This window comes from Streptomyces sp. NPDC086554 (genome assembly GCF_040686095.1).
In the GTDB taxonomy this organism is placed as follows: domain Bacteria; phylum Actinomycetota; class Actinomycetes; order Streptomycetales; family Streptomycetaceae; genus Streptomyces.
The window spans coordinates 111,989-135,139 of record NZ_JBFBJK010000019.1; the positions used below are offsets into that span (position 1 = coordinate 111,989).

The window sequence follows — 23,151 nt, forward strand, 5'->3', positions numbered from 1 at the left end:
CCTGCAGCTCGGCGGCCCCCAGGCCGATCGGCCTGGGCTGCTCCCCGATTTGAAGGTTTCGTCCCATGGCGCTGTCGAAATAGCAGAAAAGTTTCAACAAGAGGTTCAACGATAGCGTTGAAGGCATGGCTACTGACATCAAAGACATCGCCCATGCCGTCGAAGCCACAGCCGTCATGAAACTGCTCCCGACCCGGCCCCGGCTGCTTGCCCTTGGCGAGCCGACCCACGGCGAGGACACTCTGCTCGACCTGCGCAACGAGATCTTCCGGCAACTCGTCGAGCAGGAGGGCTACCGGACGATCGCGATCGAGAGCGACTGCATGATGGGCCTGGTCGTGGACGACTACGTCACCACGGGCACCGGCACCCTCGACGAGGTCATGGAGCACGGATTCAGCCACGGCTGGGGCGCCTCCGCGGCCAACCGCGAGCTCGTGCGCCGGATGCGCGCGTACAACGACGGCCTGCCCGCGTCCGAGCGGCTCCGCTTCGCCGGTGTCGACGGCCCGCTGGAGATCACCGGCGCGGCGAGCCCCCGGCAGGCCCTCACCGCACTCCACGGCTACCTCGCGGACCAGGTGGACGCGGACCTGCTCCCCTGCACCGCGGAAGCACTCGACCGCCTGCTCGGCGCGGACGACCGGTGGACCGATCCCGCCGCGATGATGGACCCGGCCAAGTCCGTGGGGCAGTCGGCCGAGGCGGGGGAGTTGAGGCTGCTCGCCGACGATCTGGTGGCGCTGCTCGAAGCGCAGACGCCGCACCTGCTCGCTGCGACCTCGCGGGACGACTGGGACCGTGCGTGCTTGTACGGGCGCACCGCGACCGGCCTGCTGCGCTACCACCACTGGATGGCCGACACCTCACCGGCCCGCTTGACCCGTCTTGTGGGCCTGCGGGACCAGATGATGGCCCAGAACCTCCTCGCCCTCGCCGCCCGGGGCCCGGCACTCGTCCACGCCCACAACTCCCATCTCCAGAGGGCGAAGAGCTCGATGCGGATGGGCGGGATGCCGCTGGAGTGGTGGAGCGCCGGCGCGTTGGTGAGCGCCCAGCTCGGCGAGGCGTACGCCTTCGTGGCGACGGCCCTCGGCACGATCCGGCACCAGGGAGTGGACACGCCGCCGCCGGACACCGTCGAAGGCCTCCTGTACGCGCTCCCGGACGACCCCTGCGTCATCGACGCCCCTCGGCTTGCCGCCACCCTCGGCGCCACGCGGCCCGCGCCCCGCGTATCCCCCTGGTTCGGCTATGCCCCGCTCGACCCGGCCCAGCTGGGGGACAGCGAGGGGATCGTGTTCGTGAAGGACGTCGCACAGATATAGGTTTCCCCCGGTCGTGCGCGGCCATGGAACTTCGACGGGTGGGAAGGCGTTGGCAGAGGGACGCGCGGAAGGCGCGCGGACGAGCGAACGGTTAGCCGAGGTGGCACGGATGGCGATGTGGGACCGGATCAAGGACCAGGCCAAGGGTCTGCAGCAGCAGTCGCAGGGCGCACGGGGCTCCGGTGGTCACGGACGGTCGGGTTCGGGGTCCGGCGGCGGGTCGAAGGCTCAGCTCGTGGGCGTGCTCAAGTCCCAGCTCGGCTCCCTCAAGACGGAACTCAAGAGCGGTGCCTACCGGGACGCCAGCATGGCCATGTGCGCCCTGGTCGCGGCCGCCGACGGGTCGGTCGACCCGGCCGAGCGGCAGCACGTCGAGTCTCTGATCCTGCAGAACGACGTCCTGCAGAACTTCCCGCCGGACCAGCTGCGGCAGCGCTTCAACAAGCACGTCGACCAGTTGACGTTCAACTTCCAGCAGGGCAAGACCCAGGTCATGCAGGAGATCGCCAAGGCGGCGAAGAAGCCGATGGAGGCCAAGGCGGTCGTCCAGACCGGCTTCGTGGTCGCCGGCGCGGACGGGTACATCGCCCCGGCCGAGGAGCAGGTCCTGCGCGAAGCGTGCGCGGCGCTGGGCGTGTCCCCGCAGGAGTTCGGCCTCTGACCGTCATGCGCTTTGCAGTTGGGGCCCGCACCTGAAGCAGAAGGTGCGGGCCCCAACTCGTGACGTCGCACGCTACGTTCACCGGCACCCGGCAACCGGCAGGAAGGCAGTGTCATGACCGTTCTCGACTCTCCGATCCCTCGATTCCACCTGGCTGTGCCGGTCGACGACCTGACCGCCGCGCGCCGCTTCTACGGCGACGTACTGGGCCTGGAGCAAGGACGCAGCGCGGACACCTGGGTGGACTGGAATCTGCACGGCCACCAGTTCGTCACCCACCTCGCACCGGAGCTCGCGCAACGCGTACACAACCCGGTCGACGGTCACGACGTCCCGGTCCCGCACTTCGGCTTGATTCTGACGATCCCCGCGTTCAAAGAGCTCGCAGAACGGCTGCGCGCGGCGGACGCGGACGTCGAGTTCGTCATCGAGCCCTACGTCCGCTTCGAGGGCCGGACCGGCGAGCAGTGGACGATGTTCCTCCTCGACCCGGCGGGCAACGCCCTCGAGTTCAAGGCCTTCGCCGACGACTCCCAGGTCTTCGCCACCTGACCTGCGCCGCCCTTTGGCGCGTCAGCGGTTCGCGCTGAGCCGGTATCAGCGGACGCGGTCGTAGACGAGAGCCAGCGTGCCGTGCTCGCCCGCGGCCTGGCTGACGAGCTCCCACTGTCCGGCGGGCAGGCCGTCGTCGAAGAGGCGCGGCCCGCCGCCGAGGAAGACCGGAAAGATCGTGAGCGCAAGCCGGTCGACCTGGTCGGCTGCCAGCAGTGCCTTGATGATGCTCGCGCTGGAGAGCACGAGGATGTCGCCGCCTTCGGTGGCCTTGAGGTCCGCTGCCACCTCGGCGGTCGGCTTGTCGACGATCGTGGCCCGCTCCCAGGGCGCCTCGCCCAGGGTGGAGGAGAGCACCACCTTGTCGGTGTCGACGAGCCACTGGGCGAAGGCCTCGTCGCGCGGGTCGGCACCCTCCATGCCGATGACGGTGGGCCAGAAGGCGAGGAACCCCTCGGCGTTGACCCGACCGAGCAGCGCCGTCGTCGCCGACTCCCGAAGGCCGGCCAGATGGTCGCGGGCGACGTCGGTCACGGCGTACGGCATCACCCAGCTCATGTCCAGCGGGTTGTCCGGCGCGGCGTAGCGGCCGTCGAGGGAGAGGCTCATGTTGGTGACGACTCGCCGGCCGGCGGTCAGCTGCTGCTCGCTCATTTCGCGCTCCTGGTGTCGGTGCCGATGTTGGTGTCGTCGGTATCGGTGTCGGTGCCGACGCTGTCGTGCGCGTCTGCGGTGAGTGCCGCCGCGAGCTTGTCGAGGCTCTGGCCGAAGCCGATCTCGATGCCCGCGATGAAGTCCGCGGAGTCCACCGTGCTGTCGGTGATCCGCCAGTGGACGTCGAGGTCCGTGCCCGTTTCGGTGGGCCGCAGGCCCAGATCGACGTGGGCGGTGAAGGCAAGGCTGCCGTCGGGCAGGAGCGGGGAGAGCCGGTAGGTGAGACGCTCACCGGGGAGTACGTCGTCCACGACGCCTTCCGCGCGTCCGGCGACCACGTCCGAGCCGTCGGCGTCCTCGGCATCGCGGTACTCGTTGACGATCCGCCCGCCCGGGCGCGCCTCGAAGACGAGCTCGGAGACGCGGAGGTCGTCGGGCGTCCACCATCGGGCGAGCAGGGTGGCCTCGGTCAGGTGGCGCCACACCAGCTCGGGGCGCCCCGCCAACGACCGCAGGAACGTGAAGGAGCGGCCGTCGGCCCACCCCGACTTCTCCGCTGCGATGCGCTCTGCGTGGAGGCTGAGCCCGTATCGGTCGTAGGTCGCGCGCGCATCGTCGACCTGGTCCGCGGTGTCGGCGAGCCGGTTGAGCGCGGCTGCCAGGTCCCGCAGGGGAGCGGGCCGGAGCGCGTAGATGCGGCGCTGGCCGGTGCGTTGGGAGCTGACGATTCCGGCGCGCTCAAGGGTCTGCAGGTGCTTGGTCGTCTGCGGCTGGCGCGCCTCGGCGAGCTGGGCGAGGACACCGACCGAGCGGGGCCGCTCGGCCAGCAGGCTCACGAGCCGCCAGCGGGCGGGGTCGGCCAGTGCGGCGAGGAGTGCGTCCATGGAGGGATCGTGCCCCCAACTCCAGTTGCGCCGCTGCCATTCCGCATCGATGGCGTCGAACTCACCAGGAACATGTGCCTCGTTCGGCACCGACAGCGCGGGCCTAATCGCGGCCGGCGGCGTCACCAAAGTGCGCCAGAACCATCTCGACCAGTGCGTCGACGTCGGCATCGGCCATCGGTGCGCCGGTCATGCCCATCCGGTGGAGCAGGACTCCGACCACTACGTCGATGAAGAACAGGACCCGGTTCTCCGGCTCGCCGAGCGCGTCCTGGAGCGCGAGCCGGTACGGATCCTGTAGCCGCGTGGACAGGATCTCGCGCAGGGCCGGGTCGCTGACGGCGTCGCTGAACACTCCGGCGAACGCGTCACCCACCCCGGGCTCGCCGACCTTCGCGGCGATCCAGCGGATGGTCGAGGACATCAGCTCGGCTCGACCGGCGCCCTCCAGCGGCGCCGGGCCGAACGCGTCCAGGAGGCAGTCCACGATCAGCGCGCCCTTCGACGGCCAGCGCCGATAGACCGTCGACTTCGCGACGCCGGCCGCGGCGGCGATGCGTTCAACGGTGGCGCGCGCGTAGCCGAGTTCGTGGACCGTGCTCAGCGTGGCGGCGAACACCACGTCGTTGACGCCGGCGCGCGGGCGGCCGGGCGGCCTGGCGGATGTGGGCGATGCCATATCCACACGATACCTGGTTTCGCTACCTTAGGTTTCGATACCTTAGGTCGCGGAACCCCTGAATGAGGAGAAGGCATGAGTGAGATCACCGCCCCCCAACGACCGCCGGAGCCGGACTGGTTGGCGATCACGGCCGAGGAGCTGGCCGCCTACCGCGACGCGGAGAACCGCTTCCGGGCGTCCAGTGCGGCGCGGGCGTTCCTCGGGGAACCGGATCCCGGTGCCGCGATTCAATGGCAGGACGTGGCGCTGCCCGGCCGCGAACTCCCGGTCCGGGTGTACCGACCGGCCCCCGACCGCGACCGCGACCGCGACGGCGAAGGCGCTGGCCGGGCCGAACTGCCCTTAGTGCTCCACGTACACGGAGGCGGATTCGTGGGTACGGCGGTGCAGTGCGACTGGGTCACCAGCCACCTCGCCGCCCAACTGCCCGCGGTCGTCGTCTCGGTCGAGCACCGTCTCCTCGACCCGCGGACCCCGCTGTCGGCGGCCGTCGACGACGGCTGGGACGTGCTCCAGCACGTGGTGCGGCACGCCGCGCAGTGGGGCATCGACCCGGCGCGCGTTGCTGTGTTCGGCGAGAGCTGCGGCGCGTTGATCAGCGCCCTGGCGGCGATCCGGGCCAAGGGGGCAGGACCGCACCTCCAGGCGCAGGTGCTGGTCAACCCCGCTGTCGATGTGACCGAGACGATGTTCGACTACCCCTCGGTCGCCGAGTACGCACTCAGCCCGACGCTCGCCGAGCCCCAACTGCGCCTGTTCCAGCGGCTCGCCGTTCCGGAGGGCACCGACCCCCGCGCGCTCTCGCCGCTGTACGCAGACGACCTGAACGGGCTCGCCCCGGCGCTCGTGGTGGTTCCGACCCGCGACGCGGTGGCCGATCACGGCCGCCGCTACGCCGAACGACTGCAAGCCGCCGGGACACCGACTCGGCTCACCGAATACCCCGGAGCGGTGCACGCGTTCCTCAGCATGCCGGGCCTGGTGGAGCAGGCCGAGACCGCGCGGACGGAGATCCTCGAATTCCTTCGGGCCTCCCTCACCGCGCGCACCACACACCACGGGAGGAAGACGCAGTGAAACGCATCGGCATCATCGGAGTGGGCGAGATCGGCCGGGCCATCGTGATGGGCCTGTGTGGCGGGGGTGGCGCGTCGCCTTCGCCGGAGGTGTTCCTCTCCCCGCGGGGAGCCCGCACGGCCGCGGAGCTGTCCGCGCGCTACGAGGGCGTACAAGTGTGTGCCGACAATCAGGAGGTGGTGGACCGCTCCGAGGTGGTGATCATCGCCGTACCCGGTCCGAGTCGGCACGAGGCGCTCGCCGGTCTTGCGGTGGATGGCGACAAGACGGTGGTCAACGTGATGTCCGGCGTCGGCAACGACGAGATGCGCCGGATACTTGGCACCGACGCCGCGGTGGTACGGGCCATCCCGCTGCCCACCGCGCGCGAACGCCGCTCCGTGACGGTGACGTTTCCGTCCCACCCGGTGGTGGACGAGCTTTTCGACCTGCTGGGCGGGGCGCAGCCGGTCGCGGACGAGGCGGCTTTCGACGTCTACTCCGCGCTGACGGGGACGCTGACCACCCACTACTGGTACCTGGCCACGCTCACGGAGTGGGCTGTCGGCCAGGGCATAGCCGCCGATGACGCGGACCGTTACGTCCGCAGCCTCTTCCAGGGCGTCGGCCGCTCCTTGAGTGACGAGACGCGCTCGCTGAGCCGGCTCGCGGCCGAGCACGAATCGCCGAAGGGGAACAACGAACGCATCCGCACCACATGGTTCGACCCGGCCAACGCCGACGCTCTCCACAAGGCCCTCGACGGTCTCTTCGCCGATCTGAAGCGGCCCCGGGGCGAGGAGCGTCGCCCGGCTTGATGTGGCGCCCCGGTCAGCTCGCACGCCGGTCGATGAGCTGACCCAGGCCGTCCAGGATGCGTTGCAGGCCGAACTCCAGTGCCTGGTCCTGTCCGCCGTGCTGCGCCGCCGAGGTCAGCGCGGCGGTGAGGGCGGGATAGCACTCGCCGTGCGTCCGCATCAACTCGCCCAGTGTGTCGCTGAGTTGAGCTTCGGCAGCGCCCGCAGGACCCGCCGCGCGGGCCTGCTGGGTGATCTCGCGTACGTGGCCGGACAGCAGGACGACCGCATCCATCCGCTCGGCGCCCGTGAGGCCGGTGCCGTCCAGTGCGGCGAGGGCCTGTTCCATCCAGGCCAGCTCCCCGGGCCCCATGATCCTCGGGCCGACGGTCGCGTCGAGCAGCCATGGGTGCCGGTGGAAGACGGTGGCCAACTGCCGGGCCCAGTCGTCGAGTTGTTGCCGCCAGTCGCCGCGAGGCCCGTCCGGCAGAGGGGCCTCGCCGATGGTGGCCTCCACCATCAGCGCGACCAGCTCGGCCTTTCCCGGCACGTACCGGTACAGCGCCATCTTGGTCACGTCGAGCAGCCCGGCGATCCGTTGCATGGACACGGCGGCCAGGCCCTCCGTGTCGGCGATCTCGCTGCCGGCCCGCGCGATGCGGTCCAGGCTGAGCGCCGGCTTGGGGCCTCGCCTGGGTTTCGGCGGCTGGTCCCAGAGCAGTCGCGCCGTCCGGCTCCGCTCGTCGCTCATCCCACCGCTCCCATCTGCGCCCTTGCAGGTCCTCAAAACTGTGTCTACGGTACACACTAATAATCAGTGTCCACTGGACACAGTTTTGCGGGGAGTGCTGTCCATGACCAAGAACGTCCTCATCTCCGGTGCCGGTATCGCGGGCCCGGCGCTGGCCTACTGGCTCGGTCGCCACGGGTTCAGACCCACAGTCGTCGAGCCGGCACCGGCCCTGCGCGGCGGCGGCCAGGCCGTCGACTTCCGCGGCGAGACGCACCTGACCGTGCTGGAACGCATGGGCGTACTCGACAAGCTGCGCCGGATCCAGACCGGCGGCAGCCCGATGCGCTTCGTCGACGAGCAAGGGCGGCAACTGCTGCACCTTCCGGCCGAGTTCGCCGGCGGCGACGTGGAGGTGCTCCGCGGAGACCTGTCCCAGGTGCTCTACGGGCAGAGCCTGCCGCACACCGAGTACGTCTTCGGTGACTCGATCGTCGGCCTCACCGAGACCGCCGAAGGGGTGCAGGTCACCTTCCGGCACGGCGCGCCTCGGGAGTTCGACCTCGTGATCGGCGCGGACGGGCTGCACTCCAACGTACGCCGGATCGCCTTCGGCCCGGAGGAGAGCTTCGTACGCCATCTCGGCTACTACGCGGCCACCTGGCAGCTGCCCAACTACCTTGGCGTCGGGCGAGGTTCGGTCGGATACAACACGCCCGGCCGGTTCGCCGCCGTCGGCAGCGACCACCGGGACACGCCCAAGGCCGGTGCCTTCTTCGTCTTCGCCTCTCCCCAACTGACGTACCGCTCCGACCCGGAGCGGCAGAAGGCCCTGATCGCCGATGCGTTCTCCGGGCTCGGCTGGGAGGTCCCGCGGCTCCTCGACTCCCTGCGGCAGGCACCGGAGCTGTACTTCGACTCGATCAGCCGGGCGGACGTGGACACCTGGTCCAGGGGGCGGATCGCCCTCGTCGGGGACGCCGCCTGCGGCGCGACCATAGGCGGCATGGGCACCGGAACCGGCGTGGTCGCCGCCTACGTACTGGCCGGTGAACTGGCGCTGGCCGACGGAGACCACCGTGCCGCCTTCACCCGGTACGAGAACAGAGTGCGCGACTACGCCCAGGGCTGCCAGAAGGGCGGCGACCGCACCGGAAAGTTCCTCGCCCCCGCCACCGCGACCGGCCTCCGCGTCCGAAACGCCCTGCTGAGCAGGCGCCCGCTGCTGAACTGGATGCTCAGGCAGGGCGAGAAGGTCAGCACCCTGGCCCTGCCCGACTACCAGGCCGAACTCGGCGTCAGTTCGCGGGCGGCACCACCGAAGAGTGGTGGTTGACGATCAGCCACCGGCCGCCCCGCTTCTCGTATTCGAAGGTGTAACGGGCCTCGACGGTGCGCTTTTCGCCGGTCTTCGCATCGGTGAGGTGGAATCTGTACAGGCCCGCGTCGATCGCCGAGTCCGAGTCGAGGATGTTGATGATGCCGCGGACCTTTTCGCCCCGGGGCTTGTTCTGCTGGAAGTGCTCGAAGTAGTCGACGATCCCGGCATGGTCGGTGCGGATCTGCGGCGAGGCGGTGGGCAGCAGCACCGCGTCCTTCGCGTACCGCGCGGCGACGGTCTCGGCGTCGCCGCACTGCAGGGCCTTGTTCCATCCGTCGAAGAGTGCGGCGATCTGCTTCTCGGCGGGCTTGGGGGGCTTGGCGTACGAGGATCTGGGTGCTGCCCCGTCGGCGGCGCCGTCGGACGTGGCCACGGCGACTCCCACGGTTATCGTGACGGCCGCGGCGAGGGCGGTGGTGGTGACGACTGCGGCACGTATGCGGCTCTTGCGGTTCATCTCAACTCCAGTGCGGTAGCGGTCACTTCCGCCGTCAGCGTCTTCTGCGGCGGGAGTGCCCCCAGACTTGCGGAGCACTGGTCAGTGGGGACTCAAGAGACGTACAGGGTGCTGCCAAGGGCCACCCATTTTCTGGTTTTCCCGGTTCCTGGGTGGTGAGCCGTCTCACTTTACGTCGTGAAAGTTGACTATCTCAAATATCGGCGTTTACCTTCTACTCATTGCTTGAGAATCTCAAGCATCAAGGTTGTCAAGTAACCGAGAGAGAACTGAGAGAGAATCGCCGTGTCTCACGCACATCGCGCCGCGCCCCCGCGCGCCTCCGGGCAGACCCTGCTCGTCCTGGCGCTCGGTCTTGCCGCCATGGTCGTCTCGATGATGCAGACCCTGGTCGTCCCGGTGCTGAGCATCATCCAGGCCGACCTCGACGCCACCACGGCGAACGTCAGTTGGGTGACCACCGCCACGCTGCTCTCGGCAGCCGTCTTCACCCCGCTGCTCGGCCGCTTCGGCGACCAGCACGGCAAGAAGCCCACCCTCGTCGGCGTCCTCCTGGTGATGATCGCGGGCTCGGTCCTCGCCGCCACCACCAGCTCGCTCACCTGGCTGATCATCGGCCGTGTCATGCAGGGCGCCGCGACCGCGATCTTCCCGCTCGCCCTCTCCGTCCTGCGCGAAGAGGTCAAGCCGGCCAAGCTGCCCGGAGCCATGGCCCTGGTCAGCGGCACCCTTGCCTTCGGCAGCGGGCTCGCGCTCGTCGGTGCCGGACTCCTCACACAGGGCTCCGACCCCGACTACCACCGGGTCTTCTGGCTCGCGGTGGTGCTCGCCGTCGTGGCGCTCGCCGGAGTGCTGTTCGTGGTGCCCGCCTCCCGCGCGAAGACCGGCGGACGGACCGACTGGCTGGGCGCCCTCACCCTCGCGCTGCTGCTCGTGCTGCTGCTTCTGCCCATCTCGCAGGGCCACGAGTGGGGCTGGACCTCCGGCCGGACGCTCGGCGCCTTTGCCGGTGCGATCGTCATGACCGGGGTGTGGGTCCTCACCGAGCTGCGGGTCAAGGAGCCGATGGTGGACATGAAGATGTTCGTCCACCGGCCCGTCCTCTTCACGAACCTGGCGGGGCTGCTCCTCGGCTTCGCGATGTTCGCCCAGTTCATCGGCGTCTCGTACCTCGTGCAGATGCCCGAACAGCTCACGGGGTACGGATTCGGCGCCTCGGTCCTCGACGCGGCCGTCGTCTACCTGCTGCCGACCACCCTCGTCTCGCTGGTGGGCGCCCAGTTCGGCGGGCTGCTCGTGCGCCGGATCGGGGCACGCTTCACGCTGGCCGCCGGCGCCGCCTTCGGGGTGGCGGGCTTCGCCTGGCTGACCGCCGCGCACGGCACCACCGGCTCGGTGATCGGCGCGGGCATGGTCATCGGCCTGGCGATCAGCTTCGGCTACGCCTCGATGCCGGCGCTCATCGTCGCCAGTGTCCCGGCCCACCAGACCGGCATCGCCAACGGCATCAACTCCATCTCCCGCTCCGTCGGCAGCGCCGTGGCGAGCGCGATGATCACCTCGCTCCTCGCGTCGAAGACCATCGCGCTGCCGAAGGGCATGCCCGCGCTGCCCCAGGAGAGCCAGTTCACGCTGAGCTTCGCCATCGCCGGAGCGGCCTTCGCCCTGGTGGTGGCCGTCGCCCTCATCGGCCTCAAGGCGGCGCACGCGCCGCGAGCCGTCGCGGTGCGCACGGACCGGCCCGCGGCATCGGAACCCGCCGCCGAACTCGTGTGACGACGGGGCGAGCACGCCCGATGCAGACCCACATGTAGCGCGGCTGCGCCCCGCCGGACCGGCGGGGCGCAGCCGCGCTACGACGTCATGCCGGGACCTGTCCGGCGGCGGCCTCGGCGGTCGCCTCCAGGCGTGAGTGGCGGCGGCTGTAGAAGAGGTAGACGGCCAGGGCCAGGCCCAGCCAGCCGCCGAACAACAGGTAGGTGCCGAGCGGCAGTTCGTAGATCAGATAGCCGCAGGCCAGGAGGGAGAGCAGCGGCACCACCGGATAGCCGGGGACCCGGAAACCGCGGTCGAGGGACGGGGCCGTACGGCGCAGGATCATCACGCCGAGGGAGACCACAGCGAAGGCCGCCAGGGTGCCCATGCTGGTGAGATCGGCGAGCAGGTCCAGCGGGAAGACCGCCGCAAGGAGGGCGACGAAGCCGCCGGTCAGGAGCGTACTGAACACCGGAGTGCCGGTGCGCGGGCTCACCCGGCGAAACGCGGCGGGCAGCATGCCGTCGCGGCCCATCGTGTACAGAATGCGGCTCTGGCCGTACAGCACGACCAGGGTGACGCTGACGATGGAAAGGACCGCCCCCGCGGAGAGCAGCACGGCGGGCCAGCCCGCTCCGGTGACCGCGGCGAGGATGGCGGAGAGCCCGGCCTGCTGCCCATCGAACGCCGTCCAGGGCTGCGCGCCCACGCCCACCACCGCCACCAGGATGTAGGTGAGAGTGACCACGACCAGGGCTCCGACGATGGCCAGCGGCAGGGTGCGCCGCGGGTCGCGGACCTCCTCGCCCGCGGTGGAGACCGCGTCCAGGCCGATGAAGGCGAAGAACACGGTGGCGGATGCCGTGCCGATGCCGGCCACGCCCAGGGGAGCGAACGGCTGGAAGTGGCCGGCGTCGAAGCCGGTGATCCCCACCACCACGAACAGGGCGAGCACCGCCAGCTTGACCAGCACCATCACGGTGTTGAACACCGCCGACTCCTTGGCGCCGCGCACAAGCAGCAGACAGCACAGGCCCACCAGGACCACCCCGGGCAGGTTGATCAATCCACCCGCGCCGGGCGGCGCCGATATCGCCTCGGGCATCCGGAACCCGAAGAGCCGCTCGGTGAAGTCGTTGAGGTACTGCCCCCAGCTCACCGCGATCGCGGCGCCCGAGACCGCGTACTCGAGGAGCAGACACCAGCCCACCGCCCAGGCCGCGAACTCGCCGAGCGTGGCGTACGCGTAGGAGTAGGAGGAGCCGGACACCGGTACCGCCGATGCCAGTTCGGCATAGCAGAGCGCGGTGAGCGCCGCGGCGGCCGCCGCGAGGACGAAGGACACCACGACCGCAGGGCCCGCCTCCGGCACCGCGCTGCCCAGGAGGAAGAAGATCCCGGTGCCGATGGTGGCGCCGACGCCGATCATCGTGAGCTGGAAGGGACCGATGGTGCGGCGAAGGCCGCCGCCCCCGTCCGACTCCGTGGTGAAGGTGTGCAACGGCTTGCGTCTCAGGGCTTGTTGACGCAGCGTCGGCCGAACGGGCATCGAGGCTCCTACGGGGGAGAGGGAAGGGCGGGCCTGCGGCCACGGCTCACCGGATGCCGTGGCCCACGGACGGGTTGGCTCAGGCGATGTCGCGGCGCAGCAGGTCGTCGTACGTCTCCCGGCGCACCACGGCGCGCGCATCGCCGTCGGCGCAGAAGACAACCGGCGGCCGCAGCGCGCCGTTGTAGTTGTTGCTGAGCGAGAAGCAGTACGCGCCGGTGGCCGGCACCGCGATCACGTCGCCTGGACGGGGGTCGCGCAGCCGCACCCCCGTGCTCAGGCTGTCGCCGGACTCGCAGTGCCTGCCCACCAGGTGGCAGGGGTCGCCGCCGCCCACGCGCGTGACGACGGTTGCCTCGAAACGCTGTCCGTACAGCGCGACTTCGAGGTTGTCGCCCATCCCGCCGTCGACGGCGACGAACGTCGGCTCGCCCCGCTTGACGGTGACGACGCGGTAGAGCGTCACCCCGGCCTCGGCCACCATGGACCGGCCGGGCTCGATCACGATCTGCGCGTCGGCGGGCAGTACCCGGCGTGCGGCACCCACCAGGGTGTCGAGGTACTCCTCGACGCTGGGCGGGTGATCGTCGTAGGTGTAGCGCGCGCCCAGGCCGCCACCGAGGTCGTAGACGGCGAAGGCTCCGAGACCCGCCACCGCCTCCACCGCCCGGGCGAACGGGTCGGTGTCGAGTATCTGGGACCCGATGTGGACATGTACGCCGTCGAGGCGCAGCCGGTCGCTTCCGCGCAGCCGGGCGATCGCCTTCCGGGCCTGCGGCAGCGTCAGGCCGAACTTCGATCCCTCCTGTCCGGTGGCGACCGCCGCGTGGGTGTCGGGGCGGATGCCGGGAGTGACCCGGACGAGAACGGGCTGCTCGGCGGAGCCGGGGACGATCCGCTCGAGGCGGTCGATGTCGTCGAAGTTGTCGATGACGACAAGGCCCGCCCCGGCCTCCACGGCCATCCGCAGCTCGGCGTCCGTCTTGGCGTTCCCGTGCACGACCAGCGAAGCCGGGTCGACCCCGCCCGCAAGGGCCAGGGTCAGCTCACCGCCGCTCGCGACGTCGATGCTCAGCCCCTCTTCGGCGAGCAGCCGGTACACGGCGGTGCACGGGAACGCCTTGGACGCGAACGCCACCCTCGAATTGGCCCACCGTGCGGCGAGCCCCCGCGCGTACCGCCGTGCGCGGTCGCGCAGCGCCGACTCGTCGACGATCAGCGCGGGCGTGCCGAAGCGCTCCGCCAGGTCGGTCGCCCGGCAGCCGCCGATCACCAGGCCGCCGTCCTCGGCGAGCGCCGACCCCGGCGGGAACAGCCCGAGCAGTGCCGCCTGCGATGCCTCCGAGGCCTGCGATGTCTCCGAGGTCTCCGTGGCTTCCGGCGACGGGTGCGGCTGGGCGGTCGGTGCGACCGGGACGGCCATGGTCTTCCTCCGTACATGCGCTGCGGTCTCCCCGAGCCGGGGACCGGTCGCACCATGCTGGAGCCCGCCCCACTCCCGCTGCATTGTCGGGATCGCCTAGGATCCGGCCATGGAATGGTCGGGATCGCCAATCGGCGAAGGCGGCGACGGCAGCGGCGAGGAGCTGTTCGCGCTCGCCGACGCCATCGCGGCGGTCATCGGGGGATCGGTGGCCATCGAGGACCTGGACACCCGGGTGCTCGCCCACTCCACACTGCCGGGCCAGCGCATCGACGAGCTGCGCCGCCAGGGCATCCTCGGCCGCCAGGTCCCCGACCAGCCGCCCGCTCAGGCCGCCCGGCAGCAGCGCCAGTACCGGGACGTCCTCGCCGCCCCCGGTGTCCTGCCGCTGCCGGGCCTTGCCGAAGGCGAACTGCCGCGCGCCGCCGTCGCCATCCGCGCGGGAGACCTGCCCCTCGGCACGATCTGGGCGATCGTGGACCGGACACCCCTCGACGAGGCCGGGCAACGGGCCCTCCTTGAGGGGGCCGGGACCGCGGCCCTGCATCTGCTGCGCCGCCGAAGCGCAGCCGCCCTGGAACTGCACGCCCGCGACCAGGTTCTGCGCGCCGCGCTCGACGGCACAGCGCCGGTGCGGGAGACGGCTCACCGCCTCGGCCTGCCGACGGGAACGCAGGTCACCGTGCTCGCCTTCGCCCCGATGCGCCCGGCCCCGGAGGCGGGGACGCTCCTTGCGCGCCTCGGAGCCGACCTCGGTCGGCACTTCTCGGCGGTACGTCCCGCGGCCGCGGTCTCCACCGGCCCTCGCTCCGTGTACGCCCTGCTGCCCGCCGACGACCTGGAAGCGGCCCGGCGTCTTGCCGCCCAGGCACTCGCCGCCGTCTCCCGACCGCGCACCCGGCCGCCGCGCGCCGCCGTCAGCCGGCTCACCACGGAGCTGACGGAACTGTCCGCGCTGCGCGCCGAAGCCGACGACGTCCTGCGGGTCACCACCGGCGACCCCGACCGCCCCGACGTCGCCGCGCTGACCGACGTACATGCCCAAGTGCTCATCGCCCACCTCGCGGACGCACTGGACCACCGGCCGCGGCTGCGCCACCCCGGCATCGAGGCGATGCTCGACCACGACCGCACCCATCACACGTGGTACGCCGCCTCGGTGACGGCCTGGCTGGACGCCGTCGGGAACGTCGGCGATGCGGCGCGCCGGCTCGGCATCCACCCGAACACCCTCAAGTACCGGCTCCGGCGCACCCGGGAGATCTTCGGGCTCGACCTCGACACACCCGACGACCGGCTCTCCTGCTGGCTGCAGCTGCGGATCGGTTCGCGTCACGGCTCCTGATGTCCGTCCGCGACCCGTTCGGACCCGGGGGATCGCGGGGCCACGGCCCGCGCGACAGTCTTGACCGCATGACCACGACGTACGACCTGCAAGTGCTGGCCGACGAGCACCTCGCCCTCGCACAGAAGTCGGCGCATGGGCGCAGCGCCCATCTGCTGCTGCGCGAGGATCCGCTGCGGCAGAGCGTGATCGCCCTGACGGCGGGCAACGCGCTGGACGAGCACTACACGCCTGTCGCCGCGACTCTCCAGGTGCTGCGGGGCACAGTGCGGCTGACGGCCGCATCCGGGGACGTGACCCTCGTCGCGGGGCAGCTCCACCCGATCGGGCCGGAACGCCATGGCCTTACCGCGGTCACGGACGCCGCCGTACTCCTGACGGCCGTCACGGCCTGAGCCGCACCCCGCACGGCGGGGCCCGTAACAGCATGGGGCCCGCACGTCGTTCACGTCGCTCACACGTGCTCGCCACATCTTTTGACCGGCGTCAAGAACCGGAACTACGTTCGGCGCGCCGATCAGCACGCACACCAAGTGAGTGGAGCATTTCCCGTGTCACCCACCGACGCGTCCGCGTCGCCTCTCCTGATCCACAGTGCCGCCCCGGACTGGCTCGAGGACAATCTCGGCGCCGTGATAGGCATCCCGCTGCGGATCCTCGTGATCGTCCTGGCCGCGATGCTCGTCCGCGCGCTGGCCAAGCGGGCCATCACCCGGGTCGTGGAACGCATCCTGCAGCCCGCCGAAGCGGAGAACGGACCGCGCCGCTCCACCCGCGGCCCGGCCGTCCTGCAGCGCGACCCGTCGCGGGCCGACGAGCGGCGCGAGCAGCGGGCACGCACCATCGGCTCGGTGCTCAGCAGCATCGTGACCGTCGTCATCGCGGTCATGGGCCTTGCCATGATCCTCGATCAGATCGGCATCGCGCTCGGCCCGTTGCTCGCCAGCGCGGGCGTGGTGGGCCTGGCGATCGGCTTCGGCGCGCAGAGCCTGGTCGCGGACTACCTGTCCGGCATGCTGATCATGCTCGAGGACCAGTACGGCGTGGGCGACTCCGTCGACCTCGGGGAGGCCGTCGGCGAGGTCGAGCACGTGGGCCTGCGGCTCACCCAGGTCCGGGACATCAACGGTGGCCTGTGGCACATCCGCAACGGCGAGATCCTGCGGGTGCGCAACGACAGCCAGGACTGGGCGCGCGCGGTCCTCGACGTCTCCGTGGCCTACGACACCAACCTGGAGACCCTGTTCGGCGTCCTGGGGGAGACCGGCCACGCGCTGCGCGAGGACCCGCAGTTCGAGAAGGTCCTCCTGGAGGACCCCGAGGTCTGGGGCGTGCAGTCGCTGGACGTCGACGGCATCGTCGTACGCCTCGTCGTCAAGACCGCCCCGCTCAAGCAGTGGGCCGTCACCCGCGAACTGCGCCGCCGCGTCAAGGAATCCCTCGACGCGGCCGGCATCGACATCCCCTTCCCGCAGCGCACCGTCTGGATGCGTACGGAGGACACCGGCAAGGCGTCCGACGGCGCGGCGGCCCCGGCGTCGGTGGGCCGCTGACCCACGGGTGCGCCTCAGAACACCGACAACCCCGTCAGTGTCGTGAACCGGTCAAGCGCGGCGACCCCCGCCACGGAGTTGCCGCGCTGGTCCAGGCCCGGACTCCAGACGCACAGCGTGCAGTGGCCGGGGACGACGGCGATGATGCCGCCGCCGACGCCGCTCTTGCCGGGCAGGCCAACGCGGTAGGCGAAGTCGCCCGCCGCGTCGTACGTGCCGCAGGTGAGCATGATCGCGTTGACCTGTTTGGCCTGGCTGCGGCTGAGCAGGCGGGAGCCGTCGGCGCGGATGCCGTGGCGGGCGAGGAAGCCGGTGGCGAGGGCGAGGTCGGCGCAGGAGGCCTCGATGGAGCACTGGCGGAAGTACTGGTCGAGCAGCACAGGCACCTGGTTGTCGATGTTCTCGTACGACGCCATGAAGTGGCCGAGGGCGGCGTTGCGGTCGCCGTGGGCGGACTCGGAGGCGGCGACGTCATGGTTGATGGCAAGCCGCTCGTTGCCGCTCTCGGCGCGCAGGAAGCGCAGCAGGGTGCCCGCCGCGTCGCCGGTCTGGGTCTGCAGCCGGTCGGTGACGACGAGCGCGCCCGCGTTGATGAAGGGATTGCGCGGGATGCCGTTCTCGTACTCCAGCTGCACCAGCGAGTTGAAGGGGTTGCCGGAGGGCTCGCGCCCGACGTGCTCCCACAGTGCGTCACCCTCGCGCGCCAGGTCGAGCGCGAGGGTGAAGACCTTGGTGATGGACTGCGTGGAGAACGGCTCCCGCCAGTCGCCCACCCCGTACACGGTGCCGTCAAGCTCCGCGACGGCCATGCCGAAGCGGTGCGGGTCGCGTGCGGCGAGCGCCGGGATGTAACCGGCGGGGCGGCCGCGCCCCGGGGTCTCCTCGATCTCGGCGGCGATGCGGTCCAGGACGGGCTGAAAGGTCAGGGGCGAGGTCATGATCGCCATTGTGCCCTTGGGAGCACAGCCCACCACGAGCGGAGGGCCCCACGGGTGCCGAGCCCTCCAACGGGGCGCGTGTACGAGATCAGCGAAGCCTCACTGAGGTGCCCCCGCCTCCAGAATGCCCTTCAGGGCCTGCTCGTCCCTGGGCATCTCCTTGCGTACGTGCGGGCGTACCACGAGGGGGACCAGCGCCTTGCCGATGCCGTGGCCCTCGAAGTCGAGGGCCAGCGTCAGACGTGAATGCTCGCCGTTGTCGATCGGCTCGATCGTGCCCTGGACATCGCCGCGCACCGGACCGTCGATGCCGTGGATGTGCCAGCTCCTCGGCGGATCGAGGTCGATGACCTGCATGGTGGTGACCATCTCCCGACGCCCCATCCGCCGCGTCACGGCGACCTTCGAGCCGACAGTGATGGGCGCGTCGCCCAGGAGGCGGACCGAGACGGCGCTCTCCTGCCAGTCGGGCAGGTGGGCCGGGTCGGTCACGTAGGAGAAGACCTCCTCGGGGCTGCGGGAAATGTCGATGGATTCCTTGATGGCAGACATTTTGGCCTCTTGATTGCCTTCGTCGTGCCTGTTGTCGCTTCATACAAATAATCCCACGGGTGGCGGAATGTCGCCATCGCGCCATAGGTGAGCAGCGGTCCGGTCTGGACGGCCGACCGGATCACGCGCCCCCCATCAGCCGCCCTGCGATCCCGCAAGCACCTCCGGACGCAGCAGCGCCGCCAGGCGATCCGCGGGCAACAAGCCCTTGTCCAGGACGAGTTCGGCCACGCCCCGCCCCGTGGCCAGTGCCTCCTTGGCGATCGTGGTGGCCGCCTCGTAGCCGATGTGCGGGTTGAGCGCGGTCACCAGGCCGATGGAGTTCTCCACCGCCGCGCGCAGCCCCTCCGTGTTGGCCGTGATCCCGACGACGCACCGTTCGGCGAGCGTCAGGCAGGCGGTGCGCAGGTGCGTGATGCTCTCGGAGAGGGAGTGCAGGATGATCGGCTCGAAGGCGTTCAGCTGGAGCTGGCCCGCCTCCGCCGCCATGGTGATCGTGACGTCGTTGCCGATCACCTCGAAGGCGACCTGGTTGACGACCTCGGGGATCACCGGGTTCACCTTGCCGGGCATGATGCTCGAACCGGCCTGCACCGGCGGCAGGTTGATCTCGTTCAGGCCCGCGCGCGGACCGGACGACAGGAGACGCAGGTCGTTGCAGCTCTTGGAGAGCTTCACCGCGATCCGCTTCAGGACCCCCGACATCTGCACGAACGCCCCGCAGTCCTGCGTGGCCTCGACCAGGTTCGCGGCGGTGACCAGCGGGAGGCCGGTGATCTCGGCCAGGTGCCGGCGCGCGGACTCGGCGTATCCGGCAGGTGCGTTGAGGCCCGTGCCGATCGCCGTCGCGCCCAGGTTGATCTCGTGGATCAGCTCGACCGCCTCGGCGAGTCGGCTGCGGTCCTCGTCGAGCATCACCGCGTACGCGGAGAACTCCTGGCCCAGCGTCATCGGCACGGCGTCCTGCAACTGCGTACGCCCCATCTTCAGGACGTCACGGAACTCGATCGCCTTCGCCGCGAACGCGTCCTGCAGCACGGCCATGGCCTGGAGGAGGCCGCGCACCGCGAAGACCGTGCCGATCTTGACGGCCGTCGGGTAGACGTCGTTGGTGGACTGCCCGAGGTTGACGTCCTCGTTCGGGTGCAGGAAGGCGTACTCGCCCTTGGCGTGGCCGAGCAGCTCGAGGGCACGGTTGGCGACGACCTCGTTGGCGTTCATGTTGGTCGAGGTCCCGGCACCGCCCTGGATGACGTCCACGACGAACTGGTCGTGCAGCTTGCCGTCGCGGATCTCCCGGCAGGCCTCGACGATGGCGGCCGCCTTGCGCGGCTCCAGGAGGCCCAGCTCCTCGTTGGCGCGGGCCGCGGCCTCCTTGACGGCGGCCAGTGCGTCGATCAGGTGCGGGTACGCGGAGATCGGCGTCCCCGTGATGGGGAAGTTCTCCTTGGCGCGCAGGGAGTGGACACCCCAGTACGCATCGGCTGGGACATCACGGTGGCCGAGCAGGTCGTGCTCGCTGCGGACGGACATGGTGGTGTGGATCTTCCTTCTGGTGAGGGGGAGTTGGTCGTACGGGGGAGGGGGCGGTCAGGCGTGATCCGGCGCCGCCGTCAGCGGCCTGAGCGCTCGCGCCGGGCGGATGCTGCCGACCACCGCGCCGCCCCCGAGCAGCGGCGCCCCGGCGAACTCGGCGAGCGCGGCAGGGGCGACACCGCAGTGCGCGAGCGCCGCCGCGGTCACCGGCACACGCGCCCGGTCCGCGCCGTCGGCGATCTTCACGGCGACAGCCCTGCCGTCCGGCAGCGCCGCGACCTGCACGCCTTCGAAGCCGTCCTTGGCCAGCAGCCCCGGCACGGCCCGTATCAGCGCGGCGACGTCGCGGCCGGAGCCCGACGCCATCTCGGCGTGTGCGCGCATCGCGTCGGCCACCCGCGCCTCGGGGGTGCCGGGCGGCGCCGTCGTGATGCGGGCGGCGGCGCGCGCGAGGCCGTGCAGGGAGACGGAGAAGAGCGGCGCGCCGCAGCCGTCGACCGTCACCCGGGCGATGGCCTGCCCGGTGAGGTCCTCGACGGTCCGCGCGATCGTCTGCTGCAGTGGATGGTCCTGGTCGAGGTAGTCGGCGAGCGACCAGTCGTTCAGCCGCGCCGCGTAGAGCATCGCGGCGTGCTTGCCCGAGCAGTTCTGCGCGAGCCGGGACGGCAGCAGGCCCGCTCGTATCCAGTCCTCGCGGACCACCGGGTCGAAGGGCAGGTCCGTGACGTTGCGCAGATCCGCCTCGTCGAGCCCGGCGAGCTCCAGGATCCGCCGGGTCCCGGCGAGATGACGCTCCTCGCCGGAGTGGCTGGCCGCGGTCAGCGCGAGCAGCTCGCCGTCGAGCGGAAGACCGGCCCGCAGCAGCGCCACGGCCTGCACGGGCTTGAGCGCCGAGCGCGGATAGAAGGCCGCCTCGATGTCACCGATCTGCAGCTCCACGCGGCCGTCCGCGCCGAGCACGACGACCGAGCCGTAGTGGATGCCTTCGATGACACCCCCGCGTACGAGCTGGGCGACGGGCGCATGCAGCGGTTCCCGGACGGAAGGCGCCTCGGTGAGCGAACGGCCGTACACGGAAGGTGCGTCGAGACGGCTCACGCGTCCGCCCCGGACCTGCGCACGGCCGCCACCCGGCCCCGCACGCCGTACCAACCCGCCACAAGCACCGCCGCGATCAGCGGCAGGCACAGCACCGTCGTGCGTCCCGCGCCCCCGTCCGCGTACATCAGGACCAGGACGGATGCCAGGAAGAAGAGGGTGACCAGCTCGGTCCAGGGGGAGCCGGGCAGCCGGTAGTCCGGGCGCTCGAGCTCGCCGTCCTGGGTCTTCCGCCAGAACTGCAGATGGCACAGCATGATCATGCCCCAGGTGGCGAGGATGCCGAGGGCCGCGAAGTTGAGGACGATCTCGAACGCGTCGGCGGGGACCACGAAGTTGAGCCCGACGCCGAGCACACAGATGCCGCTGGTGAGCAGGATGCCGCCGTACGGGACCTGGCTGCGGCTCATCACTCCGGTGAACCGGGGCGCGGAGCCGGACATCGCCATGGAGCGCAGGATGCGGCCGGTGGAGTACAGGCCCGAGTTCAGCGACGACATGGCCGCGGTCAGCACGACGAGGTTCATCACGCCGCCGGCCGCCGGGATGCCGATGTTGGAGAGCACGGTGACGAAGGGGCTCTCGCCGGAGGTGTACTTGTTCCACGGCAGCAGCATCGAGAGCAGCAGCACGGAGCCGACGTAGAAGAGACCGACGCGCCACATGATCGAGTTGATGGCCTTCGGCATGATCTTCTCGGGGTTCTCGGTCTCGCCCGCCGCGACGCCCACCAGCTCGACCGAGGCGTACGCGAAGACGACGCCCTGGATGATCAGCAGCATCGGCAGCAGGCCGTTGGGGAAGATCCCGCCGTTGTCGGTGACGAGGGACGGGCCGGGGGAGTGGCCGTCCACGGGCTGCTGGGTGACGAGCAGGAAGATCCCGATCAGCATGAAGAGCACAAGCGCGCTGACCTTGACGATCGCGAACCAGAACTCGAGCTCCCCGAAGATCTTCACGGAGATGAGGTTCACGGTGAGGACCACCGCCAGCGCGATCAGGGCGATCACCCACTGGGGGATGTCGGAGAACATGCCCCAGTAGTGGGTGTAGGTGGCGACCGCGGTGATGTCGGCGATGCCGGTGGTCGCCCAGTTCAGGAAGTACATCCAGCCCGCCGTGTAGGCGCCCTTCTCGCCGAGGAACTCCCGTGCGTACGACACGAACGCGCCGGACGACGGCCGGTACAGGACGAGTTCGCCGAGGGCGCGGACGACCAGGAAGGCGAAGAGACCGCAGACGGCGTACGCGATGAACAGCGAGGGCCCGGCGTCGGCAAGGCGGCCGCCCGCGCCGAGGAAGAGCCCCGTCCCGATGGCGCCGCCGATGGCGATCATGTTGACGTGCCGGGACTTCAGGGACTTGCTGTACCCCGCGTCACCGGCGTCGACATGCGCGCCCGCCTTCCGTATCCGCCCGGTCTGCTCGTCGAGAGACTGCTCGCTCACGTTGTGGCTCCGCCTTCCGTTGGGGTGTCCGCGCGATCCGTGGGCTCGGGGCGCACGATCGCGGTGAGGGTCGTCTCGACGCGGTCGAGGTGGTGGGCCATGGCGTCGGTGGCGTCGTGCTCGCTGCCGTCGATCAGGGCCTCGACGATGGCGCGGTGCTCGCGGTTGGACTGCTCGCGGCGCCCGCCGAGTTCGTTGAGGAACGCCGACTGGCGGGCCAGCGCGTCCCGGATCTCCTCGATCACGCGGCGGAAGACCGGGTTCTGGGCGGCCTGCGCGACGGCGAGGTGGAAGAGCGTGTCCATGGCCACCCAGGCGGTGGTGTCGGTCTCGCGCTCCATCCGCTCCAGGAGGTGGGCGAGGTGGTCGAGGTCCTCGGGCGTCCGGCGCGCCGCGGCGTACCCCGCCACCGGGATCTCGACGTGCCGCCGGACCTCGAGCAGGTCGCTGGCCGCGTAGTCGCCGAAGGTGGGGTCCTCGTCAGGACCGTTGGACACGACGAAGGTGCCTTTGCCGGTACGGGAGACGGTGAGACCCATGGTCTGCAGGGCCCGCAGGGCCTCCCGCAGCACGGGTCGGCTGACCTCCAGGCGACGGCAGAGCTCCGCCTCGGAGGGCAGCTTGTCTCCCACGGCGTAGTCGCCGCGCTCGATGGCAGATCGCAGATGACCGAGCACCGCTTCCATGGCACTGACGCGCCGCGGCACCCAGCCACCTGTCTGGCTGTCTGACAGGTTCACGGGGTGATCCTGTGGGGGAAGGGGAGGGGCTG

At 70.6% G+C, this 23,151-nt stretch carries 23 protein-coding genes; 10 read left to right on the top strand and 13 right to left on the bottom strand.

Going from position 1 to position 23,151, the window contains the following annotated elements:
• The first annotated feature begins 125 nt into the window (after positions 1–125).
• From AB0O76_RS28975 to AB0O76_RS28985, 3 genes are all read left to right on the top strand, one after another.
• The gene (locus AB0O76_RS28975; RefSeq protein ID WP_365496928.1) at positions 126–1,328 is read left to right on the top strand and encodes an erythromycin esterase family protein; all 1,203 of its coding nucleotides are present in this window, start codon (positions 126–128) and stop codon (positions 1,326–1,328) included.
• A 109-nt stretch (positions 1,329–1,437) separates the two neighbouring features.
• Positions 1,438–1,989 carry a tellurite resistance TerB family protein gene (locus tag AB0O76_RS28980; protein WP_365496930.1) on the top strand — a complete coding sequence of 184 codons (552 nt, stop codon included), beginning with the start codon at positions 1,438–1,440 and terminating at the stop codon, positions 1,987–1,989.
• A 114-nt stretch (positions 1,990–2,103) separates the two neighbouring features.
• A complete protein-coding gene (locus AB0O76_RS28985) occupies positions 2,104–2,541 on the top strand; it encodes a VOC family protein (protein ID WP_365496932.1) in 438 nt (145 codons plus the stop codon).
• A 45-nt stretch (positions 2,542–2,586) separates the two neighbouring features.
• On the opposite strand, the gene AB0O76_RS28990 is transcribed toward AB0O76_RS28985, so the two are convergent.
• The 3 genes from AB0O76_RS28990 to AB0O76_RS29000 form a co-directional block, all read right to left on the bottom strand.
• On the bottom strand, positions 2,587–3,195 hold the full coding sequence (locus AB0O76_RS28990; protein WP_365496934.1) for a dihydrofolate reductase family protein: 609 nt from the start codon (positions 3,193–3,195) through the stop codon (positions 2,587–2,589).
• Positions 3,192–4,079 (bottom strand): metalloregulator ArsR/SmtB family transcription factor, encoded by an 888-nt coding sequence (locus tag AB0O76_RS28995; protein WP_365496936.1) that lies wholly within the window; start codon positions 4,077–4,079, stop codon positions 3,192–3,194. Before AB0O76_RS28995 ends, AB0O76_RS28990 begins: the two co-directional genes overlap by 4 nt.
• A gap of 103 nt (positions 4,080–4,182) precedes the next feature.
• Positions 4,183–4,758 (bottom strand): TetR/AcrR family transcriptional regulator, encoded by a 576-nt coding sequence (locus AB0O76_RS29000; protein ID WP_365496938.1) that lies wholly within the window; start codon positions 4,756–4,758, stop codon positions 4,183–4,185.
• A gap of 75 nt (positions 4,759–4,833) precedes the next feature.
• On the opposite strand from AB0O76_RS29000, the gene AB0O76_RS29005 reads away from it, so the two are divergent.
• Together AB0O76_RS29005 and AB0O76_RS29010 are read left to right on the top strand one after the other, a co-directional pair.
• Positions 4,834–5,838, top strand: a complete 1,005-nt coding sequence (locus AB0O76_RS29005; protein ID WP_365496940.1) for an alpha/beta hydrolase — start codon at positions 4,834–4,836, stop codon at positions 5,836–5,838.
• On the top strand, positions 5,835–6,635 hold the full coding sequence (locus AB0O76_RS29010) for an NAD(P)-binding domain-containing protein (protein ID WP_365496942.1): 801 nt from the start codon (positions 5,835–5,837) through the stop codon (positions 6,633–6,635). Before AB0O76_RS29005 ends, AB0O76_RS29010 begins: the two co-directional genes overlap by 4 nt.
• Positions 6,636–6,648: 13 nt before the next feature.
• Here the strand turns inward: AB0O76_RS29010 and AB0O76_RS29015 are convergent, their stop codons facing one another.
• The gene (locus AB0O76_RS29015; RefSeq protein WP_365496944.1) at positions 6,649–7,365 is read right to left on the bottom strand and encodes a TetR/AcrR family transcriptional regulator C-terminal domain-containing protein; all 717 of its coding nucleotides are present in this window, start codon (positions 7,363–7,365) and stop codon (positions 6,649–6,651) included.
• Between the two features lie 103 nt (positions 7,366–7,468).
• On the opposite strand from AB0O76_RS29015, the gene AB0O76_RS29020 reads away from it, so the two are divergent.
• A complete protein-coding gene (locus AB0O76_RS29020; RefSeq protein WP_365496946.1) occupies positions 7,469–8,680 on the top strand; it encodes an FAD-dependent monooxygenase in 1,212 nt (403 codons plus the stop codon).
• Here AB0O76_RS29020 and AB0O76_RS29025 read toward each other — a convergent pair.
• Complete coding sequence (locus AB0O76_RS29025) at positions 8,643–9,182, bottom strand: SgcJ/EcaC family oxidoreductase (protein WP_365496948.1); 540 nt, start codon at positions 9,180–9,182, stop codon at positions 8,643–8,645. The genes AB0O76_RS29020 and AB0O76_RS29025 overlap by 38 nt on opposite strands.
• Positions 9,183–9,467: 285 nt before the next feature.
• Between AB0O76_RS29025 and AB0O76_RS29030 the strand changes: the two genes are divergently transcribed.
• The gene (locus tag AB0O76_RS29030; protein WP_365496950.1) at positions 9,468–10,958 is read left to right on the top strand and encodes an MFS transporter; all 1,491 of its coding nucleotides are present in this window, start codon (positions 9,468–9,470) and stop codon (positions 10,956–10,958) included.
• Positions 10,959–11,043: 85 nt separating this feature from the next.
• Here AB0O76_RS29030 and AB0O76_RS29035 read toward each other — a convergent pair whose 3' ends face one another.
• Both AB0O76_RS29035 and lysA read right to left on the bottom strand, forming a co-directional pair.
• Positions 11,044–12,486 carry an amino acid permease gene (locus AB0O76_RS29035; protein WP_365496952.1) on the bottom strand — a complete coding sequence of 481 codons (1,443 nt, stop codon included), beginning with the start codon at positions 12,484–12,486 and terminating at the stop codon, positions 11,044–11,046.
• A gap of 79 nt (positions 12,487–12,565) precedes the next feature.
• Complete coding sequence (gene lysA, locus AB0O76_RS29040) at positions 12,566–13,909, bottom strand: diaminopimelate decarboxylase (protein WP_365496954.1); 1,344 nt, start codon at positions 13,907–13,909, stop codon at positions 12,566–12,568.
• Between the two features lie 109 nt (positions 13,910–14,018).
• Between lysA and AB0O76_RS29045 the strand changes: the two genes are divergently transcribed.
• From AB0O76_RS29045 to AB0O76_RS29055, 3 genes are all read left to right on the top strand, one after another.
• Positions 14,019–15,254, top strand: a complete 1,236-nt coding sequence (locus AB0O76_RS29045; protein WP_365496956.1) for a helix-turn-helix domain-containing protein — start codon at positions 14,019–14,021, stop codon at positions 15,252–15,254.
• A gap of 68 nt (positions 15,255–15,322) precedes the next feature.
• Complete coding sequence (locus AB0O76_RS29050; RefSeq protein WP_365496958.1) at positions 15,323–15,649, top strand: cupin; 327 nt, start codon at positions 15,323–15,325, stop codon at positions 15,647–15,649.
• 156 nt (positions 15,650–15,805) lie between these two features.
• Complete coding sequence (locus tag AB0O76_RS29055) at positions 15,806–16,807, top strand: mechanosensitive ion channel family protein (RefSeq protein WP_365496960.1); 1,002 nt, start codon at positions 15,806–15,808, stop codon at positions 16,805–16,807.
• A gap of 14 nt (positions 16,808–16,821) precedes the next feature.
• Here the strand turns inward: AB0O76_RS29055 and AB0O76_RS29060 are convergent, their stop codons facing one another.
• From AB0O76_RS29060 to AB0O76_RS29085, 6 genes are all read right to left on the bottom strand, one after another.
• Positions 16,822–17,754 carry a glutaminase gene (locus AB0O76_RS29060; protein ID WP_365496962.1) on the bottom strand — a complete coding sequence of 311 codons (933 nt, stop codon included), beginning with the start codon at positions 17,752–17,754 and terminating at the stop codon, positions 16,822–16,824.
• A 90-nt stretch (positions 17,755–17,844) separates the two neighbouring features.
• Positions 17,845–18,297, bottom strand: coding sequence for an SRPBCC family protein (locus AB0O76_RS29065; protein WP_365496964.1), 453 nt, complete (start codon positions 18,295–18,297; stop codon positions 17,845–17,847).
• 135 nt (positions 18,298–18,432) lie between these two features.
• On the bottom strand, positions 18,433–19,830 hold the full coding sequence (gene aspA, locus AB0O76_RS29070; RefSeq protein WP_365496966.1) for an aspartate ammonia-lyase: 1,398 nt from the start codon (positions 19,828–19,830) through the stop codon (positions 18,433–18,435).
• 57 nt (positions 19,831–19,887) lie between these two features.
• Positions 19,888–20,907, bottom strand: coding sequence for an asparaginase (locus AB0O76_RS29075; RefSeq protein WP_365497118.1), 1,020 nt, complete (start codon positions 20,905–20,907; stop codon positions 19,888–19,890).
• Positions 20,908–20,927: 20 nt separating this feature from the next.
• The gene (locus AB0O76_RS29080; RefSeq protein ID WP_365496968.1) at positions 20,928–22,379 is read right to left on the bottom strand and encodes an amino acid permease; all 1,452 of its coding nucleotides are present in this window, start codon (positions 22,377–22,379) and stop codon (positions 20,928–20,930) included.
• Complete coding sequence (locus AB0O76_RS29085; protein ID WP_365496970.1) at positions 22,376–23,119, bottom strand: FadR/GntR family transcriptional regulator; 744 nt, start codon at positions 23,117–23,119, stop codon at positions 22,376–22,378. Before AB0O76_RS29085 ends, AB0O76_RS29080 begins: the two co-directional genes overlap by 4 nt.
• Positions 23,120–23,151: the final 32 nt, after the last annotated feature.

Coding starts and splice junctions, on each gene's coding strand:
- AB0O76_RS28975 (WP_365496928.1), top strand. CDS start 126: ATGGCTACTGACATCAAAGACATCGCCCATGCCGTCGAAGCCACAGCC.
- AB0O76_RS28980 (WP_365496930.1), top strand. CDS start 1,438: ATGGCGATGTGGGACCGGATCAAGGACCAGGCCAAGGGTCTGCAGCAG.
- AB0O76_RS28985 (WP_365496932.1), top strand. CDS start 2,104: ATGACCGTTCTCGACTCTCCGATCCCTCGATTCCACCTGGCTGTGCCG.
- AB0O76_RS28990 (WP_365496934.1), bottom strand. CDS start 3,195: ATGAGCGAGCAGCAGCTGACCGCCGGCCGGCGAGTCGTCACCAACATG.
- AB0O76_RS28995 (WP_365496936.1), bottom strand. CDS start 4,079: ATGGACGCACTCCTCGCCGCACTGGCCGACCCCGCCCGCTGGCGGCTC.
- AB0O76_RS29000 (WP_365496938.1), bottom strand. CDS start 4,758: ATGGCATCGCCCACATCCGCCAGGCCGCCCGGCCGCCCGCGCGCCGGC.
- AB0O76_RS29005 (WP_365496940.1), top strand. CDS start 4,834: ATGAGTGAGATCACCGCCCCCCAACGACCGCCGGAGCCGGACTGGTTG.
- AB0O76_RS29015 (WP_365496944.1), bottom strand. CDS start 7,365: ATGAGCGACGAGCGGAGCCGGACGGCGCGACTGCTCTGGGACCAGCCG.
- AB0O76_RS29020 (WP_365496946.1), top strand. CDS start 7,469: ATGACCAAGAACGTCCTCATCTCCGGTGCCGGTATCGCGGGCCCGGCG.
- AB0O76_RS29025 (WP_365496948.1), bottom strand. CDS start 9,182: ATGAACCGCAAGAGCCGCATACGTGCCGCAGTCGTCACCACCACCGCC.
- AB0O76_RS29035 (WP_365496952.1), bottom strand. CDS start 12,486: ATGCCCGTTCGGCCGACGCTGCGTCAACAAGCCCTGAGACGCAAGCCG.
- lysA (WP_365496954.1), bottom strand. CDS start 13,909: ATGGCCGTCCCGGTCGCACCGACCGCCCAGCCGCACCCGTCGCCGGAA.
- AB0O76_RS29045 (WP_365496956.1), top strand. CDS start 14,019: ATGGAATGGTCGGGATCGCCAATCGGCGAAGGCGGCGACGGCAGCGGC.
- AB0O76_RS29050 (WP_365496958.1), top strand. CDS start 15,323: ATGACCACGACGTACGACCTGCAAGTGCTGGCCGACGAGCACCTCGCC.
- AB0O76_RS29060 (WP_365496962.1), bottom strand. CDS start 17,754: ATGGCGATCATGACCTCGCCCCTGACCTTTCAGCCCGTCCTGGACCGC.
- AB0O76_RS29065 (WP_365496964.1), bottom strand. CDS start 18,297: ATGTCTGCCATCAAGGAATCCATCGACATTTCCCGCAGCCCCGAGGAG.
- aspA (WP_365496966.1), bottom strand. CDS start 19,830: ATGTCCGTCCGCAGCGAGCACGACCTGCTCGGCCACCGTGATGTCCCA.